Origin of the sequence: Nocardiopsis sp. FR4 (genome assembly GCF_009830945.1) — a bacterium.
Taxonomy (GTDB): domain Bacteria; phylum Actinomycetota; class Actinomycetes; order Streptosporangiales; family Streptosporangiaceae; genus Nocardiopsis.
In genome coordinates, this window is record NZ_VWVV01000033.1 from 40,956 (window position 1) to 57,369 (window position 16,414).

A 16,414-nucleotide genomic window follows, 5' to 3' on the forward strand; every position below is an offset into this window, starting at 1 on the left:
CTCAACCCGCCTTCCGGCGGACCCGCTCGGCCAGGTCGCCGTCGCGGGAGATCCGGGCCAGCCCCGCCGCGAGGGGCGCCATGTCCTCCCCCCTCACCAGCTCCGCGAGGGCGTCCCCGTCCTCGGGCAGGCCGATCTCGGCGGCGCCGGAGAGCACGTGGTCGTCGGTGTAGGGGCGCAGCCAGGGCCACACCGCCTGCGCCTCGCGGCAGAACATCGCCGCGCCCGCCGGGCCGATGCCGGGGAACTCCCGGAGCGCGGACTCCAGGCGCGCGACCTGCCGCCCGGACTCCTCCCCGAGACGGCGCAGATCACCCCGGTACTCCTCGCGCACCCGGTCGGCGCACCGGCCGAGCCGGGTGGCGGTGCTCTCGTCGTAGCGGACGTAGCGGCCTCGGCCCAGCGCGTCGACGCGGTCCTGCCAGCTCAGCGCGACCATCCCGTCGGGTGTGGTGCCTCCCGCCCCGTTGAGCTCGCGGGCGGCCGACATCGCGATGTCGGCGGAGATGCGCGCGGACATGAGGTTCACCAGCACCAGCAGCTGCCACAGCGGCGCGGGCCCGTCGGCCATCCTGATCCCGGCCTCGGCGGCGAGGGTCCGTCCGGCCTCCTCCACCACGGCGCGGGCGACCTCGGTCTGCTCGGCCATCTCCGCCGCCCTCCTTCCGGTGTGTCCGTCACCTGTGTCCGTCACCGGACCGGTACCCGGCCGGGTCGGTGACGACGCGCCCCCGAGCGAGGAATAGTCACGCAAAGTAATCAATTACGGAGAGTCGGACGCGCGGGAGCCCCGGAGCGCCCCCTTCCCCCGCTCCGGGGCTCCCGGGCCGTGCCGTCCGGCCCCTCCTCTGGGACGCGCGGTTCAGGCGTGGCGCAGGCTGCCGCCGTTCCTGGCCGCCGCGTCGCTGTGCTGGCCCACGCTGACCGGGACCGAGTGGCGGGCCCGCCCCTTGTCGATGCCGAGGAAGCGGTTGAGGTGCCCCTTCCTGCCGACGACGAACCAGGCCACCGCCCCGAACAGCGGGAACCAGAGCACGAAGATGATCCACAGCAGCTTGCCGCCCCCGGACGTGTTCCGGTCGGCCAGGGCCGAGATGATCGCGGCCACCACCAGTACCGCCAGGGCCACGGCGGCGAGCGCCAGGACCACCCCCGTAGTCCCGCCCATCCAGGTGACGGCCGTCTCCGCACGGTCCGCGAGACTCGTGATCATGACATCCCCCCAGCAGTCTCCACTCCCGTTGTGACGCAGGGTAATCATTTCGGTATCACGTTCCCGCCATCACGTGGTTTTCGGGCGTTTCCACCAGCCTCCGCCCTGAGTTCCGATTCCACGGACCGCTCGCGATACCGCCCCCTACTATCGAGTAAGCCCCCTACCAGCGCTTTTCACTGCTTTACTGGGAACCATGGGCGAGCTTCGGCGATCTGGCAGGTTCCCTCACCCCCTCCCTCCCGGGGTCCCCACCGGCGGCGGTGGCACCCCCGACCTCCTCTCCGTACGCACCATCGCTCCCCCCTGGGCCTCCAGAGGCGGGCACGGCACGGGAGGCGTCGCGGCCGGAGCCCGGTGACCATGAGCAGGCAACCCCGATACCTCTGGCTGGCCGACCAGCTGCGCAAACCGATCCTGAACGGGGAGATGCCGCCCGGCACGCGGCTGCCCTCCCGGACCCGGCTGGCGCGCAACCACGGGGTCAGCGAGCAGATCTCCCGTACCGCGCTGCGCCTGCTGGTCACCGAGGGGCTGGTGGAGTCGCGGCCCGGATCGGGCTACTTCGTGCGCAAGGTCCCCGAGATCTTCCGGCTCTGCCGGACCGACGCCTCCTCCGGCTCCGGCCTCGGCAGACTCCGGCGGGAGGAGGTCCGCACCGAGCAGGAGCAGTGCACCCAGCCGCTGACCTCGCGGCTGCGGCTGCGCGAGGGCGACCCGGTGTACCTCACCACCTCGCGCGGCATGTCCGCGGAGCGGCCCGTCACCCTGCACCGGTCCTGGGAGCCCGCCGCCCTGACGGTGGGCACACTGCGCACCCCGTTCGACAGCTCGCCCGGGACCGGGCTGCTCGAACGCCTCAGCGCCGCTGGCCACCCGGTGGACCGGGTGGTGGAGGAGGTGGGAGTGCGGGCCCTGCGCGACTGCGAGGCCTCCCTGCTCGGCTCGGCTCCCGGCGTACCCGTGCTGGTGGTGGAGCGGACCCACTACAGCGGGAACCGGCCGGTGGAGACCTCCGACCTCATCGGGTCGACCGAGCAGTGTCGCTTTCTCTACAAACTGACCCTGGCCCGGCCCCGGCGGCCCGGCGACCCGCGGCGGTGCTGAACGCGGAGGGGGAGGCGGCCGCCTCCCCCTCCGGTCACGGGGTCAGGCCTGGGTGAACTCCCGGGCCACGACCTCGGCGATCTGGGCGGTGTTCAGCGCGGCGCCCTTGCGCAGGTTGTCCCCGCACAGGAACAGGTCCAGCGACCTCGGGTCGTCCAGCGACTGGCGGATGCGGCCGACCCAGGTCGGGTCGGTGCCCACGACGTCGGCCGGGGTCGGGAACTCGCCGTTGGCCGGATCGTCCTGGACCACGACGCCCTCGGCGGAACCGAGCAGCTGGCGGGCGGCGTCGGCGGTCACCTCCTCGGCGAAGGTCGCGTGCACGGCCAGCGCGTGGGTGGTGATCACCGGAACGCGGACGCAGGTGGCCGAGACGCGCAGGTCGGGCAGGCCCAGGATCTTGCGGGACTCGTTGCGGACCTTCAGCTCCTCGGAGGACCAGCCGCCGTCCTTGAGCGAGCCCGCCCACGGCACGACGTTGTAGGCCAGCGGAGCCGGGAACGGGCCCAGCTCACCGACGGCGGCGCGCACGTCGCCCGCCTTGTCGCCGAGGCTGCGGTCGGCGCCGGCCTTGGCCATCTGGTCGCGCAGGGTGTCGATGCCCTCCTGGCCGGCGCCGGAGGCGGCCTGGTAGGAGGAGACCACCAGGTCGGTGACGCCGTAGGCGCGGTGCAGGGCACCGATGGCCACGATCATCGACAGGGTGGTGCAGTTGGGGTTGCTGATGATACCGCGCGGGCGGTTGCGGACCTGGTCCGCGTTGACCTCGGGCACCACGAGCGGAACGTCGGGGTCCATGCGGAAGGCGCCGGAGTTGTCGACGGCCACCGCGCCGCGGGCGGCGGCGACCGGGGCCCACTCCTTGGAGACCTCGTCGGGGACGTCGAACATGGCGACGTCGACGCCGTCGAAGACCTCAGGCGCCAGGGCCTGGACCACCACGTCCTCGCCGCGCACGCGCAGGACCTTGCCCGCGCTGCGCGGGGAGGCCACGAGGCGGATCTCGCCCCAGACGTTCTCGCGCTGGGTCAGGATGTCCAGCATCACGGTGCCGACGGCGCCGGTGGCGCCGACGACGGCCAGGGTGGGAAGACGGTTGCTCATCGTCCGGTACCTCCGTACACGACGGCCTCGACCTGGTCGGCGTCGAGCTTGAACTCGCTGTGGGCGGCGCGCACGGCCGCGTCGATCTGGTCCTCCTCGACGATCACCGAGATGCGGATCTCCGAGGTGGAGATCATCTCGACGTTGGTGCCGGAGGCGGCGATGGCGTCGAAGAAGCGGGCGGTGACACCCGGGTAGGAGCGCATGCCCGCGCCGATCAGCGACACCTTGCCGATCTTGTCGTCGTAGCGCAGGGACTCGAAACCGACCTTCTCCTGCACCTTCTTCAGCGCGGCGACCGCCTCCTTGCCGAAGTCCTTGGGGACCGTGAAGGAGATGTCGGTACGCGAGGTGGAGACCGCCGACACGTTCTGGACGATCATGTCGATGTTGATCTCGGCTTCGGCCAGGGCCCGGAAGATCGTCGCGGCCTCACCGATCTTGTCGGGCACTCCGACGACGGTGATCTTGGCTTCGCTCCGGTCGTGAGAGACACCGGAGATGATCGGCTGTTCCATGCCTTCGCTTTCCTCGACTTCTGGGACGACCCAGGTCCCGGGCTTCTGGCTGAAAGATGAGCGGACGTGCAGGGGGATGTTGTACTGACGCGCGTACTCGACGCAGCGCAGGTGCAGGATCTTGGTCCCGCACGCCGCCATCTCCAGCATCTCCTCGTAGGAGATCTGGGGGATGCGCCGAGCGCTGGGCACGATGCGCGGGTCGGCGGTGAACACACCGTCGACGTCGCTGTAGATCTCGCAGGCCTCCGCCTCCAGGGCGGCGGCCAGCGCCACGGCGGTGGTGTCCGAGCCGCCGCGGCCCAGGGTGGTGATGTCCTTGCTGTCCTGGGAGACGCCCTGGAAGCCGGCGACGATGCAGATGGCACCTTCGTCCACGGCCTCCTGGATGCGGCCCGGGGTCACGTCGATGATCTTGGCGTTGCCGTGCAGCGACGTGGTGATGACACCGGCCTGGGAGCCGGTGAAGGACCGGGCCTCGAACCCGAGGTTCTCGATGGCCATGGCCACCAGGGCCATGGACATGCGCTCACCCGCGGTGAGCAGCATGTCGAGTTCGCGCGCGGGCGGCAACGGGGACACCTGCTCGGCGAGGTCGAGTAGTTCGTCGGTGGTGTCGCCCATGGCCGAGACCACGACGACGACGTCATATCCCGCCTTTTTCTGAGCGACGATCCGCTGGGCTACTCGCTTGATGGCTTCCGCGTCGGCCACGGAAGACCCACCGTACTTCTGCACGATTAGGGCCACGATCGATGCTCCTGAGGAGTTGGGATCAAGACAATGAAATGGAGTGTAGCCAGCGACGTCCTCGTCGACCCCGTCCAACCTGCGGCGGGAGGGCGTGGCGTCTTGACACACCAGCGCTCGGGCTTACCCGGTCAGACGGAGGTTACTCATGTTTCGCCGAGATCAACGGCGAATGTGAGCTAGAACTCCAGGCTGCGGCGCCCCTCGAAGGCGCGGCCGAGGGTGACCTCGTCGGCGTACTCCAGGTCGCCGCCCACGGGCAGGCCGCTGGCCAGACGGGTCACCTTCAACCCCATGGGTTTGACCAGCCGCGCCAGATAGGTCGCGGTGGCCTCCCCCTCCAGGTTGGGGTCCGTGGCCAGGATCAGCTCCGTGACCTGGCCGTCGGCCAGACGGGTCATGAGTTCCTTGATGCGCAGGTCGTCGGGGCCCACACCCTCGATGGGGCTGATGGCGCCGCCCAGGACGTGGTAGCGGCCCCGGAACTCGCGGGTGCGCTCGATGGCGACGACGTCCTTGGACTCCTCGACCACGCAGATGACGGCGGGGTCGCGGCGGGCGTCGCGGCAGATGCGGCAGCGCTCCTCCTCGGCGACGTTGCCGCAGACCTCGCAGAAGCGCACCTTCTCCTTGACCTCGACCAGCGCGTTGACGAGGCGTTTGACGTCCGCGTGCTCGGCGGACAGCAGGTGGAAGGCGATGCGCTGCGCACTTTTCGGACCGACGCCGGGCAGCCGCCCGAGCTCGTCGATCAGATTCTGCACCGCGCCTTCGTACATCGCCTACCCACCAGGTCGGACCGGTTGTCGGGGCGGTCCGTCTCCCCATGACCCCACCGTATCCGCAGCGGCGACCCGCACGGTACACCGGTTCCGGAATCGGGACCGGCCCGGAGCGCCCCGGAGGGCGCCCGGACCGGCGGGTCCGCGACCGCGTGCCGCGCCGCGGGCGGCGGGGCCGGATGCGGGGAGGAGGCGTGGGTCTAGAAGCCGGGGAGGCCGCCGGGCATCCCGCCGCCCAGACCCTCGGCGAGCGGGCCCATCTTCTCCTGCTGGAGCCGCTCCACCTGAGCCTCGGCGTCGCGGATAGCCGCCAGGACCAGGTCGGCGACGGTCTGGGCGCTCTCCTCGGCATCGCTGGTGTCGATGGCCCGGGCGTCCACGGTGATGTCCTCCACCTGCCCGCGCCCGCTCAGTTTGACCTTGACCAGGCCCCCGCCGGAGGTGCCCTCGACCTCGGCCTCCTCCAGCGCCTGCTGGGCCTGCGCGAGCTGCTGCTGCATCTGCTGGGCCTGCTGGAGCAGGGCCTGCATGTCCATTCCGCCAGGGTTCACGGCCGTCTCCTCGCCGCACTCGTGGTGCTGGTTCTCGGTGTCGTGTCGCTGTTTCTGTGAGCGTAACCGGTCATCGGCACACGTGCGGGCGCCCCGGGAGGAGCGGCGTCGCGGGTACCGGTGCCGCGGGCGCCGGCATCGCGGATCACCGCGTCCAACGCGTCCCGGGTCCGCTCCATCTGACGGACGGCGTCGTCGACGCGCTCCCGCTCGGCCCGGAGCCAGTCCAGCAGGTCGGGCGCGGGGTCGCCGCGCTCCTGGGCGTACATGCACGGCAGGAGCTCGCGCACCGTGTCGCTGTTGAGGCCCGCCGAGAACAGGCACTGGATGCGATCGACCCGTTCGGGGGCCTCCTCCCCGTACTCGCGGTGCCCGCCCGCGGTGCGGGTCGAGGACAGCAGCCCCTGCTCCTCGTAGTAGCGCAGTGAACGGGTGCTGACCCCGGTCCGCCGCGACAGCTCACCGATGCGCACCGCACCTCCCGTGACGTGTACCACAAGGACTTGAAACTGACATGGATGTCAGATTTTACGCTCGGCCCATGAACACGACAAGCACCGCGTACACCGCCTCCACCGCACCGGCGAACGTCCTGCTCGACGGCTACGCCCTGCCCGCCCTGACCCTGCCCAACCGGGTCGTCATGGCCCCCCTGACCCGCCTGCGCGCGGACCGCCGGGCCGTCCCCCAGCCGGTGATGGCCGAGTACTACGCCCAACGCGCCGGGGCCGGACTGATCATCTCCGAGGGCATCGCCCCGAGCGTGGCCGGACAGCAGCACCTCACCCAGCCCGGGCTGTTCACCGAGGAGCAGGTCGCGGCCTGGCGCCGGGTCACCCGCGCCGTGCACGCCGCGGGAGGCCGGATCTTCGCCCAGATCATGCACGCCGGACGCAACAGCCACCCGGCCAACCGGCTGGACGGCAGTACGCCCCTGGCTCCCTCGGCGGTACGCGCCCCCGGACTGCTGCACACCCTCGACCGCAAGGTGGAGACCGTGCTCCCGCGCGCGATGACCCTCGCCGAGGTCCGCCAGGCGGTCGCCGACCACGCCGACGCGGCGCGCGCCGCGCTGCGGGCGGGCTTCGACGGGGTGGAGGTCCACGGCGCCAACAGCTACCTGCCGCACCAGTTCCTCGCCGACAACACCAACCTGCGCACGGACCGCTACGGCGGCGACGCGGTCGGGCGGATCCGGTTCGCCGTCGAGGTCACCGAGGCGGTGGCCGACGCGGTCGGCGCCGAGAGGGTGGGGCTGCGCATCGCACCGGGCAACCCGGAGGGCGGGATGGTCGAGCGCGACCCGGCGCCCGTCTACCGGCGGCTGCTGGCCGCGCTGGACCCGCTGGGCCTGGCCTACCTGCACGTGACCGACAATCCGGTCTACCCGGCCCTGGCGGATCTGCGCCCGCGCTGGAGCGGAACCCTGGTCGGCAACACCGGCGAGCACGAGGAGACCACCCCCCTGACCGCCGCCCGGCTGGTGTCGGACGGCCTCGCGGACCTGGTGTCGGTGGGGCGCCCCTACATCTCCAACCCGGACGCGGTCGAGCGGATCGCCGCCGGGGTGCCGTGGGCGCCGATCCGCGAGCGGAACTTCCACTACACCTCCGGCCCCCGGGGCTACGTGGACTACCCGCGCCACGACGCCCCGGACGGGGCCCGTGACCAGGAAGAAGGCCAACGGTGCCGTTAACGTCGCTCTCGGTTGAAATGGTGTTCCGCGGGGCACAAAAGTCCCGGTAGTGCCCTCGGGTGCTGCCGCAACCGCTGAGAGCCACGGGGGACTGAGGACGTGTTGACCGCCAGAGAGCGCCACTCGGCGCTGGTCGAGGCGATGATCGCGGACGGCACACTAACCGACGCCGCCCTCATCACCACGTTCCGCTCGGTCCCCCGGCACCGCTTCATCCCCGAGACCGGTGCGCTGACCTCCTACGGAACCGCCCTCAACGCCAACAGCAACCCGGAGCGGTGGCTCGCGGCCATCTACGCCGACAACGCCATCGTCACCCAGGTCGAGGCCCCCGGCGCCCTCGGCCACCGCTCCCCCGAGCCCCGGGCCGAGGCGGCCCGGGCGGAGGGCGTGACCTCGTGCAGCTCGGCTCCCACGGTCCTGGCCCGGCTGCTGGAGTTGGCCGACCTGGCCAACGGACAGCGGGTACTGGAGGTGGGCACCGGCACCGGGTGGAACACGGCGCTGCTGGCGCACCGGCTGGGCGACGGGGCCGTCACCTCGCTGGAGATCGAACCCCACGTGGCCGGTGCCGCCCGGGAGGCCCTCCGCACGGAGGGCTACTCCCCCGCGGTGCACGTGGCCGACGGGTACGGGGGCTATCCGCCCGACGCGCCCTACGACCGGGTCGTCTCCGCCTGCGGGCTGCGGCGGCTGCCGCCCGCGTGGCTGGAGCAGCTGCGCCCGGACGGCCTGGTGGTCTGCCCGTGGGGGCTGCTGGAGGGCGCCGGGGTGCTCGCGCGCCTGGAGTGCCCCGGGGACGGTTCGGCGCGGGGCGGCTTCCACGGCGGGGTGGGGTTCGTGCCGCTGCGCGTGCCCGGCCGGACGACCGAGCCGGTGCGCGACGCGGGGCAGCAGCCCGACGAGTACCGGCTCACCCAGGAGGACCCGGTGGCGCCGCTGCTGGCCTTCCCGTCGGCCTTCGCGCTGTCGGTCATGGTCCCGGACTGGCGGGTGCGGCGGCGGTGGATCGGAACCGGTTCGGGCGTGTGGGTGTGCGACGCGGAGGGCCTCTCCTGGGTGCGCGTGTACCCCTACGGCACCTCGTGGATGATCGAGCAGGGCGGTCCCCGCAGCATCTGGGACGAGTTCGAGGAGGCCCTGCGCCTGTGGGGGGAGCTGGGCGAGCCGCAGCCGGACCGGTTCGGGCTGTCGGTGGAGCCCGACGGCGCGCACCGGGTGTGGCTGGACTCCCCCGACGGCCGGAACTGGCCGGTGTGAGCACCGGCGGCCCCGGCCGGGGCCGCCGCCGCGGGCTCACTTCGCCTTGTCGGCGCTTTCCGTGCTCTCGGTCTCGGGGGCGTTGCGCTCCCGCAGCTTGCGCAGGAGGTCCTGTTTGCGCTGTACGGCGTCAGCGCTGGGACCACCCTTCATGCCGCCCTTGCCCCCGCGGAGCGCGGAGCGGGAGACTGTGGTGCGCTGTCCGCCCATGCCGAGAAGGTTGTCGCTGTTCCTGGCCACGCGGACCTCCTTTCCCTCCGGGCGGGCCAGCCGGGCCCCGCCGCGATCAAACCTGACCTCCGAAGGATACCCCTCGCAAGACGATACGTCTCGTCCTTTTTCAGCGGCTACCGTGACAGGTATGGCACAGAGCACCGCACAGGAAGAGACCCGGGCCCGCCGCGGCCCCAACCCCCGGCGCCGCAGCGAGCGCGCGCGGCGCGCCGTCCTGGACGCCGCCGCCGAACTGCTCGGCGAGGTCGGCTACGCCAGGCTGACGGTGGAGGCGATCGCCGCCCGGGCGGGCGTCGGCAAGCAGACGATCTACCGCTGGTGGCCCTCCAAGGCCGCGGTGGTCTTCGACGTGTTCACGGCGCTGACCGGATCGGCCGCCGGGGAGCCCTTCCCCGACACCGGCGACCTGACCGCGGACCTGCGGACGGTGCTGCGCGCCACGGTGGACGAGTTCGCCGTCCCGGCGATGGACCGGACCATGCGGGCGTTCACCGCCGAGATGCAGGGCGACCCGGACCTGGCCGAGGCCGTGAACGAGCGGTTGGTCCGGCCCAACACCGAGGCGCTCAAGGACCGTCTGCGCTCGGCCGCGGCCGCGGGCGAACTGGACCCGGAGGCCGACCTGGAACTGGCCGCGGACCTGATCAACGGGGCTCTCCACCACCGCTGGCTGCTGCGCACCGCGCCGCTGACCCACGCGTACGCGGACGCGCTGGTGGACACGGTGCTGCGGGCCCTGCGTCCCCGGAACCGGAAGGCCCGGGACTAAAGCGAGGGGTCCTGCGCCTCGTGCTCGATCTCCTCGATCATCCGGCCCCCGAGGACCGACTCGACGAGCGAGGCGCCGCTCCCCGTGGGCACGGCGGGCTCCGAGGGGGCCCCGGTGCCGGCCGGAGGCTCCGGCCGGGACGGGGCGGGCTCGGGTGCCGGAGGCGCGGCCGGAGCGGGCGCGGGGTCGGAGTGCTCCGGGGGCGGGGCCGCGGCGGCGTCCTCGTAGGGGTCGGGCGGCGGCTCCTGCAGACCGGTGACGATCCGGTCCGGCGGCGGTCCGGCGGGGGCCGCGGGCTCCGCGGCGGGCTCGGGCGCGTCGGCCTGTGCCGGCCGGGGCTCGGGTTCGGGCGCCGCGGGCCCGGGGGCGTCCCACCCGGCGGGCTCGGCCGCCTGGGGCGCGGGCTCGCGCCTGCGCGCGGGCGAGGGGGCCGCCGCGGAACCCGCGGCGGCGACGCGCGCCTCGATTCCGAGCACCTGCTGGATCGCGGCGGCGACCACCTGGTCGCTGCCGCTGTTGCTGAACCCCTTGGCCTCGTTGGGCCGGGAGAAGCCGAGCAGGACGGCGTTGCCCTCCACCGCCACGGGACGGACGTCGCTGCCGCTCAGCACCATCCAGGTGAACCGGCGGCGGCCCTTGACCGCTTCCAGGATCTGGTTCCAGGCGCCCTGCACCCGGCCCAGGTCGAGGGCGCCTCCGGCCTGCGCGGGCGCCGCTCCCCGCACGGGCGCTCCGGCGGCGGGGGGCGGGGCGTCCCAGCCCTCGGGCTCGGAGCGCCGCTCGGCGGGCGCCGGTGCGGGCGGGGAGTCGGGGCGCGGGGCGGGTTCGCGCCGGAGGGCGGGGGCCGGGGCCGCGGCGGCCCGGACGGGCTCGGCCGGGCCGGACGGGGGCGCGGCCGGAGGGGCGGCGGGCGCCACCGCGCCGGAGGCGACCTGGCGTTCCAGCTGCTCCAGGCGGGCCAGCAGGGCCGCACCCTGGTTTCCGTCGGTTCCCGGCAGCAGGATCCGGGAGCACATGAGCTCCAGCATCATCCGGGGCGCGGTGGACCCGCGCATCTCGGTGAGCCCCTGGTTGAGGATGTCGGCGGCGCGGGAGAGCTCGGCCGGGCCCAGGCGGCCGGCCTGTCCCCGCATCTGCTCGGCGGCCTCGGCGGCCACGTTGACCAGGCCCTTGTCCAGGGCGTCGGGGACGGCGGCCAGCACGACGAGGTCGCGGAAGCGCTCCAGCAGGTCGGTGGTGAACCGGCGCGGGTCCTGTCCGCCCTCCACCACGCGGTCGATCAGGCCGAACACCGCGGCGCCGTCGCGGGCGCCGAGCGCGTCGACCATCTCGCCCAGCAGGCTGGAGTCGGTGTAGCCCAGCAGCGAGACGGCGCCCTCACGGGTGATGCCGCCCTCGTCGGAACCGGCGATGAGCTGGTCCAGCACCGAGAGCGTGTCCCGCGCCGAGCCCGCGCCCGCGCGCACGACCAGCGGCAGCGCGGCCGGGTCGTAGGGGACCCCCTCCTCCTTGAGCAGGTCCTCCATGAGCTCCCTGAGGGTGCTCGGCGGGATGAGGCGGAAGGGGTAGTGGTGGGTCCGTGAGCGGATCGTGCCGATGACCTTCTCGGGCTCGGTGGTGGCGAACACGAACTTCAGGTGCGGCGGGGGTTCCTCCACCAGCTTGAGGAGCGCGTTGAAACCCTCACGGGTCACCATGTGCGCCTCGTCGATGATGTAGATCTTGTAGCGCGAGCTGACCGGGGAGAAGAAGGCGCGTTCGCGCAGGTCGCGGGCGTCGTCCACACCACCGTGGGAGGCGGCGTCGATCTCGATGACGTCGATGCTGCCGCCGCCGTCGGGGGCCAGCGCCACGCACGAGTCGCAGGCGCCGCACGGGTCGGGGGTGGGGCCCTCGGCGCAGTTGAGCGAGCGGGCCAGGATGCGGGCGCTGGTGGTCTTGCCGCAGCCGCGCGGCCCGCTGAACAGGTAGGCGTGGTTGATCCGTCCGCTGCGCAGCGCCTGGCGCAGCGGGTCGGTCACGTGCTCCTGGCCGCGCACCTCCCCGAACGTCGCGGGCCGGTACTTGCGGTACAGCGCGATGCTCACGGTGTGATCACTCCCCTGGTCCCTGCCACGTGTCCATTCAACCCGCGGGCGGTGACAGCTCGCGACGGTTGGCGCAGACCGGGAGGGGTTCGACCGGGCCGGAGAAAGAGAAAGGACCCCCCGCGCACCCGCCAGAGCCTACTTATCCTTGCTGCCTTCCGGCCCTGGGGAGGTTCATAGGGTGACGCCGCACGAGGGGTCTGCACCCGAGTGTATCCGACCCCGGGACCGCTCGGGCAACCCGTCGGCGCCCTGTCCGGCAACCGGCGAAACCGACTGCTTGGACAAGCCGCGCACCTTCGACATGATGGACTCCATGCTCAACCCCCTGGACTCCACAGACAGCTCCCCGGCGCGCCGCGACCTCATCGTGGACACCCTGGAGAACGCCTTCTCGGACCTGATGGCCGCCGACCCGGCCGCCTTCCGGGTCAAGTTCCGCAAGATGGCCGCGAACCCCTTCGCCTTCTACCGGGGAAGCGCCGCCCTCTTCTACACCGACGTCGCCGCCATGGACGACCCCTGGGCCAACGAGCGCACCTCGCGGGTGTGGATCCAGGGCGACCTGCACGCGGAGAACTTCGGCACCTACATGGACTCCACCGGCCGCCTGGTGTTCGACGTCAACGACTTCGACGAGGCCTACCTCGGCCACTTCACCTGGGACGTGCTCAGGTTCGTGGCCAGCATCGCCCTCATGGGCTGGCAGAAGGCCCTCTCCGACGAGGACATCAGCGCGCTCGTGCCCCGCTACGTCGGCGCCTACGTGGACCAGGTGCGCCAGTTCGCCACCCGGGGCGGCGACTCCGAGTTCTCCCTGAAGCTGGACAACACCGACGGCACGGTGCACGACGTGCTCCAGCAGGCCCGCCTCAACAGCCGCGCCGACATGCTGCTGTCCATGACCTACCGGGACGGGTACAGCCGCCGGTTCCGCGAGGGCCCCCGGGCACGCCGCCTGGAGGACGGGGAGCGGGACAAGGTACTGGCCGCCTTCGAGACCTACCTGGGAACCATCCCCGAGGACCAGCGGTTCGCGTCTTTGAACTACGGGGTCAAGGACGTGGTGGGCAGCGGCGGCTTCGGGATCGGCTCGGCCGGGCTCCCGGCCTACAGCGTGCTCATCGAGGGCCAGTCCGAGGCCTGGGACAACGACGTCGTGCTGTCGGTGAAGCAGGGCAACGTGGCCGCGCCCTCCCGCGTGGTGACCGACCGCGGGATCATGGAGTACTTCAAGCACCACGGGCACCGCACCGCCGTGTCCCAGCGCGCGCTCCAGGCGCACGCCGACCCGCTGCTGGGCCACACCGAGATCGACGGCGTGGGCTTCGTGGTGAGCGAGGTCTCCCCCTACACCAACGACCTGGACTGGGACGGGCTGACCGAGCCCGCGGAGATCGCCCCGGTGCTGGACTACCTGGGCCGCGCCACCGCCAAGGCGCACTGCGTCTCGGACTCGCACGCGGACGCCACCCTGGTCAGCGGGGAGACCGAGGAGGCGGTCATGGAGGTGCTCGACGGCCACGAGGAGGAGTTCACCCGGTGGTGCGCGGACTTCGCCCACCGCTACGCGGCCCAGGCGCGGGCGGACCACTCGCTGTTCGTGGACGCCTTCCGCAACAACGCGATCCGCGGCGTGCGGTCCAGCCGCGTCTCCTGAACGGCGGCCCGCGAAAACCTGTTCAGAGCACCCCGTGACGGCATGTAGAGTTGTTCGCGGAGGATTCGCCTAGTGGCCTAGGGCGCACGCTTGGAAAGCGTGTTGGTGGCAACGCCTCAGGGGTTCGAATCCCCTATCCTCCGCGGCGGCTAGCAGCCGAAACGAAAGGCCCCGACCGGACACCGGTCGGGGCCTTCGTCGTACCTAGTCTCAGTCGGCCGTTCCGTGCCAAGGGCCCGTCGGCGCGGGCGCCGGTCAGGACGCTCGGGCCCCTTCGTCCGACAGGACCAGGTCCAACAGGCCCGGGAAGCGGGCGTCGAGGTCGTCGCGGCGCAGTGTGAGGTAGAGCCTGCGCCCGACCCGGCGCTGGCGGATCACACCGCTCTCCCTCAGGACCCGCCAGTGGTGCGTCATGCTCGACTTGGGCACGTCGGTCAGCACCTCCCCGCAGAACCGCTCCGCCCCGCTGGACAGCGCCCGCGCGACCTCCAGGCGGACGGGATGCCCCAAGGCGGCCAGGACGTCGACGAGTTCGATGTCGGCGGCGTCGGGATGGTGCAGCACGGGCATGGCACCACTGTACGCGGACCACGTACTCAGTCACCGATGAGGCTTGACCCCGCCATGTCCGTTAGTACGATGAATTCGTACATTAGGACAATTCGCTCCCCCGCGTACGACTAGACGGCGAGGCACCACCCCTATGACCGCGTCCCGAACGGACCCCCTGAGCGACGCCGAACTGGCGCGCTCGCTCGACGGCTCCTTCTCCAGCCACCACGCCGACGTCAACGGCGTCCGCCTGCACTACGTCGAGGGCGGCGCCGGAGACCCGTTGCTGCTGCTGGGCGGCTGGCCGCAGACCTGGTGGCAGTGGCACAAGGTCATGCCCGCGCTGGCGCGCCGCCGCCGGGTGATCAGCGTGGACCTGCGCGGCATGGGCTCCTCGGCCAAGCCCGCCGGCGGCTATGACAAGAGGACGATGGCGGACGACATCCGCGCGCTCGTCCGCCACCTGGGCCTGGAATCCGTCGACATCGCCGGGCACGACATCGGCGCCATGGTCGCCTACGCGTACGCCGCCAACCATCCGGAGGCGACGCGGCGGATCTGCTTGCTGGACGTACCGCACCCGGACGGGACGTGGTCCGACCTGCGGCTGCTCCCCGGCCCGGACCAGCACGTGAACACGGTGATCGAGGACGGGGACCGCGCCTTCCTGTGGTGGTTCGCCTTCAACCAGGTCGGCGGACTTCCCGAGAAGCTGTTGGAGGGGCGCTTCCGGCTCCTGGTCGACTGGCTCGCCGAGTACCTCGCCAAGGACCCCGAGTCCCTCGACGAACGTTCCCGCGAGGTCTACGCCCGCGCCTACTCCACGGCCGACGCGATCCGCGCGGGCAACAGCTGGTACCGGGCGTTCACCACCGACATCGCCGACGAGCGGACCTACGGTCCGCTCCGGGCACCGCTCCTCGCCCTGGGCGGCGACCTGAGCAACCACGCGTCTCTGAGCGGAGTGCTTCCGGCCAAGGGAACCGACGTGCGGGTGCTCAGGGTGGACGACTGCGGCCACTACATTCCAGAGGAGCAGCCCGCGGCCGTGATCGAGGCCCTGGAGGACTTCCTCCGCTGAGGTGCGGCGTGAAAACCCTACGCCTGGACCCGGCTCAGGCGTAGGGGCCGGATGCCACCGGCCGACCCGTCCCCCGGCCCCGGGGGGGGGAGGCGTTGCCATCCCGGCTCCGGACACGCCCTACTCCACAAGGTGCATAGTCACCTTGTGGAGTATCTTTTCGGTGTGTCCGTGACGTGGGGAGAAGGCATGGGAACCGACGGGGTCGTGCGCTACGTGGCGCTGGGCGACAGCCACACCGAGGGGGTCGGGGACGGCGACGACGCCACCGGGCTGCGCGGCTGGGCTGACCGGCTGGCCGCCCGCCTCGCCGCCGGGGGCGCGCGGGTGGAGTACGCCAACCTCGCCGTCCGGGGCCGCCAGGCCGCCCAGGTGCGCGCGGAACAGCTGGCCCCCGCCCTGGAGATGCGCCCCGACCTGGCCACCGTGTTCGCCGGGGTCAACGACGTCATCCGCTCCGGGTACGACGCCGACGCGGTGATCGGCCACATGGAGGTGATGTTCGCGGAGCTGACCGCGGCCGGCGCCCGGGTGGCGACCCTGACCTTTCCCAACATGGCCAAGGTGGCCCCGCTGACCCGGCCCCTGGTGCCGCGCGTGCTGGACTTCAACGAGCGCCTGCGCGCCGCGGCCGCCCGGCACGGCGTGGTGGTGGCCGACGTCGCCAGGCACGAGGTCTCCACCGACCGGCGCCTGTGGGCCCCTGACCGGCTGCACTGCACCCCGCTGGGGCACGAGCGGATCGCTGACGCGCTGGCGTCGGCGCTCGCACTGCCCGGCGCCGACGAGTCCTGGTCCGCGCCGCTGCCCCCGCTGCCCCGGACCGGCGTCCTGCGCACGGTGGCCGAGGAGGTCCGCTGGCTGGGCGCCTTCCTGGGCCCGTGGGCGGTGCGGCGCCTGTACGGACGCTCCTCCGGCGACGGCCGTACGGCCAAGCGGCCGGCCCTGCTCCCGTGGGAGGACGGCCGGAGCCTGGACAGCGCCTGAGCGGACCGCCCTCGCCTCCTTTTGCAACTTGTTGCATAATGAGTGTCGGGTCGGCCGGACACC

The 16,414-nt window shown here is 72.3% G+C and carries 17 protein-coding genes, 1 tRNA gene and 1 other RNA gene; 8 read left to right on the forward strand and 11 right to left on the reverse strand.

The features are described 5' to 3' along the window. Position 1 precedes the first annotated feature (1 nt). Both FYW95_RS23560 and FYW95_RS23565 read right to left on the reverse strand, forming a co-directional pair. Positions 2-649: an HhH-GDP family DNA glycosylase gene (locus tag FYW95_RS23560; RefSeq protein WP_160050854.1), complete on the reverse strand. Its 648-nt coding sequence runs from the start codon at positions 647-649 to the stop codon at positions 2-4. Positions 650-862: 213 nt separating this feature from the next. Further along, positions 863-1,213, reverse strand: coding sequence for a PLD nuclease N-terminal domain-containing protein (locus FYW95_RS23565; protein WP_159942629.1), 351 nt, complete (start codon positions 1,211-1,213; stop codon positions 863-865). 363 nt (positions 1,214-1,576) lie between these two features. Here FYW95_RS23565 and FYW95_RS23570 point away from each other — a divergent pair, with 363 nt between their 5' ends. Beyond that, positions 1,577-2,320, forward strand: coding sequence for a GntR family transcriptional regulator (locus FYW95_RS23570; RefSeq protein ID WP_159942630.1), 744 nt, complete (start codon positions 1,577-1,579; stop codon positions 2,318-2,320). A gap of 42 nt (positions 2,321-2,362) precedes the next feature. Here the strand turns inward: FYW95_RS23570 and FYW95_RS23575 are convergent, their stop codons facing one another. From FYW95_RS23575 to FYW95_RS23595, 5 genes are all read right to left on the reverse strand, one after another. Then, positions 2,363-3,424 (reverse strand): aspartate-semialdehyde dehydrogenase, encoded by a 1,062-nt coding sequence (locus FYW95_RS23575; RefSeq protein WP_159942631.1) that lies wholly within the window; start codon positions 3,422-3,424, stop codon positions 2,363-2,365. Then, a complete protein-coding gene (locus FYW95_RS23580) occupies positions 3,421-4,692 on the reverse strand; it encodes an aspartate kinase (protein WP_159942632.1) in 1,272 nt (423 codons plus the stop codon). Before FYW95_RS23580 ends, FYW95_RS23575 begins: the two co-directional genes overlap by 4 nt. 179 nt (positions 4,693-4,871) lie before the next feature. After that, positions 4,872-5,471 carry a recombination mediator RecR gene (gene recR / locus FYW95_RS23585; RefSeq protein ID WP_159942633.1) on the reverse strand — a complete coding sequence of 200 codons (600 nt, stop codon included), beginning with the start codon at positions 5,469-5,471 and terminating at the stop codon, positions 4,872-4,874. Between the two features lie 203 nt (positions 5,472-5,674). Then, positions 5,675-6,010, reverse strand: a complete 336-nt coding sequence (locus tag FYW95_RS23590; RefSeq protein WP_159942663.1) for a YbaB/EbfC family nucleoid-associated protein — start codon at positions 6,008-6,010, stop codon at positions 5,675-5,677. An 11-nt stretch (positions 6,011-6,021) separates the two neighbouring features. Further along, positions 6,022-6,498 (reverse strand): MerR family transcriptional regulator, encoded by a 477-nt coding sequence (locus tag FYW95_RS23595; RefSeq protein WP_159942634.1) that lies wholly within the window; start codon positions 6,496-6,498, stop codon positions 6,022-6,024. Positions 6,499-6,566: 68 nt separating this feature from the next. On the opposite strand from FYW95_RS23595, the gene FYW95_RS23600 reads away from it, so the two are divergent. Next, positions 6,567-7,721 (forward strand): alkene reductase, encoded by a 1,155-nt coding sequence (locus FYW95_RS23600; RefSeq protein ID WP_159942635.1) that lies wholly within the window; start codon positions 6,567-6,569, stop codon positions 7,719-7,721. A 102-nt stretch (positions 7,722-7,823) separates the two neighbouring features. Further along, a complete protein-coding gene (locus FYW95_RS23605) occupies positions 7,824-8,981 on the forward strand; it encodes a methyltransferase domain-containing protein (RefSeq protein WP_159942636.1) in 1,158 nt (385 codons plus the stop codon). 36 nt (positions 8,982-9,017) lie between these two features. Here FYW95_RS23605 and FYW95_RS23610 read toward each other — a convergent pair whose 3' ends face one another. After that, positions 9,018-9,221: a DUF6243 family protein gene (locus FYW95_RS23610; protein WP_159942637.1), complete on the reverse strand. Its 204-nt coding sequence runs from the start codon at positions 9,219-9,221 to the stop codon at positions 9,018-9,020. A gap of 121 nt (positions 9,222-9,342) precedes the next feature. Between FYW95_RS23610 and FYW95_RS23615 the strand changes: the two genes are divergently transcribed. Next, positions 9,343-9,984: a TetR/AcrR family transcriptional regulator gene (locus FYW95_RS23615; RefSeq protein WP_159942638.1), complete on the forward strand. Its 642-nt coding sequence runs from the start codon at positions 9,343-9,345 to the stop codon at positions 9,982-9,984. Here FYW95_RS23615 and FYW95_RS23620 read toward each other — a convergent pair. Together FYW95_RS23620 and ffs are read right to left on the reverse strand one after the other, a co-directional pair. Beyond that, positions 9,981-12,071: a DNA polymerase III subunit gamma and tau gene (locus FYW95_RS23620; RefSeq protein WP_160050855.1), complete on the reverse strand. Its 2,091-nt coding sequence runs from the start codon at positions 12,069-12,071 to the stop codon at positions 9,981-9,983. The genes FYW95_RS23615 and FYW95_RS23620 overlap by 4 nt on opposite strands. Before the next feature lie 108 nt (positions 12,072-12,179). After that, an RNA gene (gene ffs, locus FYW95_RS23625) (signal recognition particle sRNA small type) lies at positions 12,180-12,275 on the reverse strand. A gap of 103 nt (positions 12,276-12,378) precedes the next feature. Between ffs and FYW95_RS23630 the strand changes: the two genes are divergently transcribed. Then, a complete protein-coding gene (locus tag FYW95_RS23630) occupies positions 12,379-13,731 on the forward strand; it encodes a DUF2252 domain-containing protein (RefSeq protein ID WP_159945524.1) in 1,353 nt (450 codons plus the stop codon). Positions 13,732-13,789: 58 nt separating this feature from the next. Continuing rightward, positions 13,790-13,874 (forward strand) — tRNA-Ser (locus FYW95_RS23635). 112 nt (positions 13,875-13,986) lie between these two features. Here the strand turns inward: FYW95_RS23635 and FYW95_RS23640 are convergent. Beyond that, on the reverse strand, positions 13,987-14,301 hold the full coding sequence (locus tag FYW95_RS23640; RefSeq protein ID WP_159945503.1) for an ArsR/SmtB family transcription factor: 315 nt from the start codon (positions 14,299-14,301) through the stop codon (positions 13,987-13,989). Between the two features lie 133 nt (positions 14,302-14,434). Here FYW95_RS23640 and FYW95_RS23645 point away from each other — a divergent pair, with 133 nt between their 5' ends. Together FYW95_RS23645 and FYW95_RS23650 are read left to right on the forward strand one after the other, a co-directional pair. Next, positions 14,435-15,364 carry an alpha/beta fold hydrolase gene (locus tag FYW95_RS23645; protein WP_159945504.1) on the forward strand — a complete coding sequence of 310 codons (930 nt, stop codon included), beginning with the start codon at positions 14,435-14,437 and terminating at the stop codon, positions 15,362-15,364. A 189-nt stretch (positions 15,365-15,553) separates the two neighbouring features. Further along, the gene (locus FYW95_RS23650; RefSeq protein WP_159945505.1) at positions 15,554-16,351 is read left to right on the forward strand and encodes an SGNH/GDSL hydrolase family protein; all 798 of its coding nucleotides are present in this window, start codon (positions 15,554-15,556) and stop codon (positions 16,349-16,351) included. Positions 16,352-16,414: the final 63 nt, after the last annotated feature.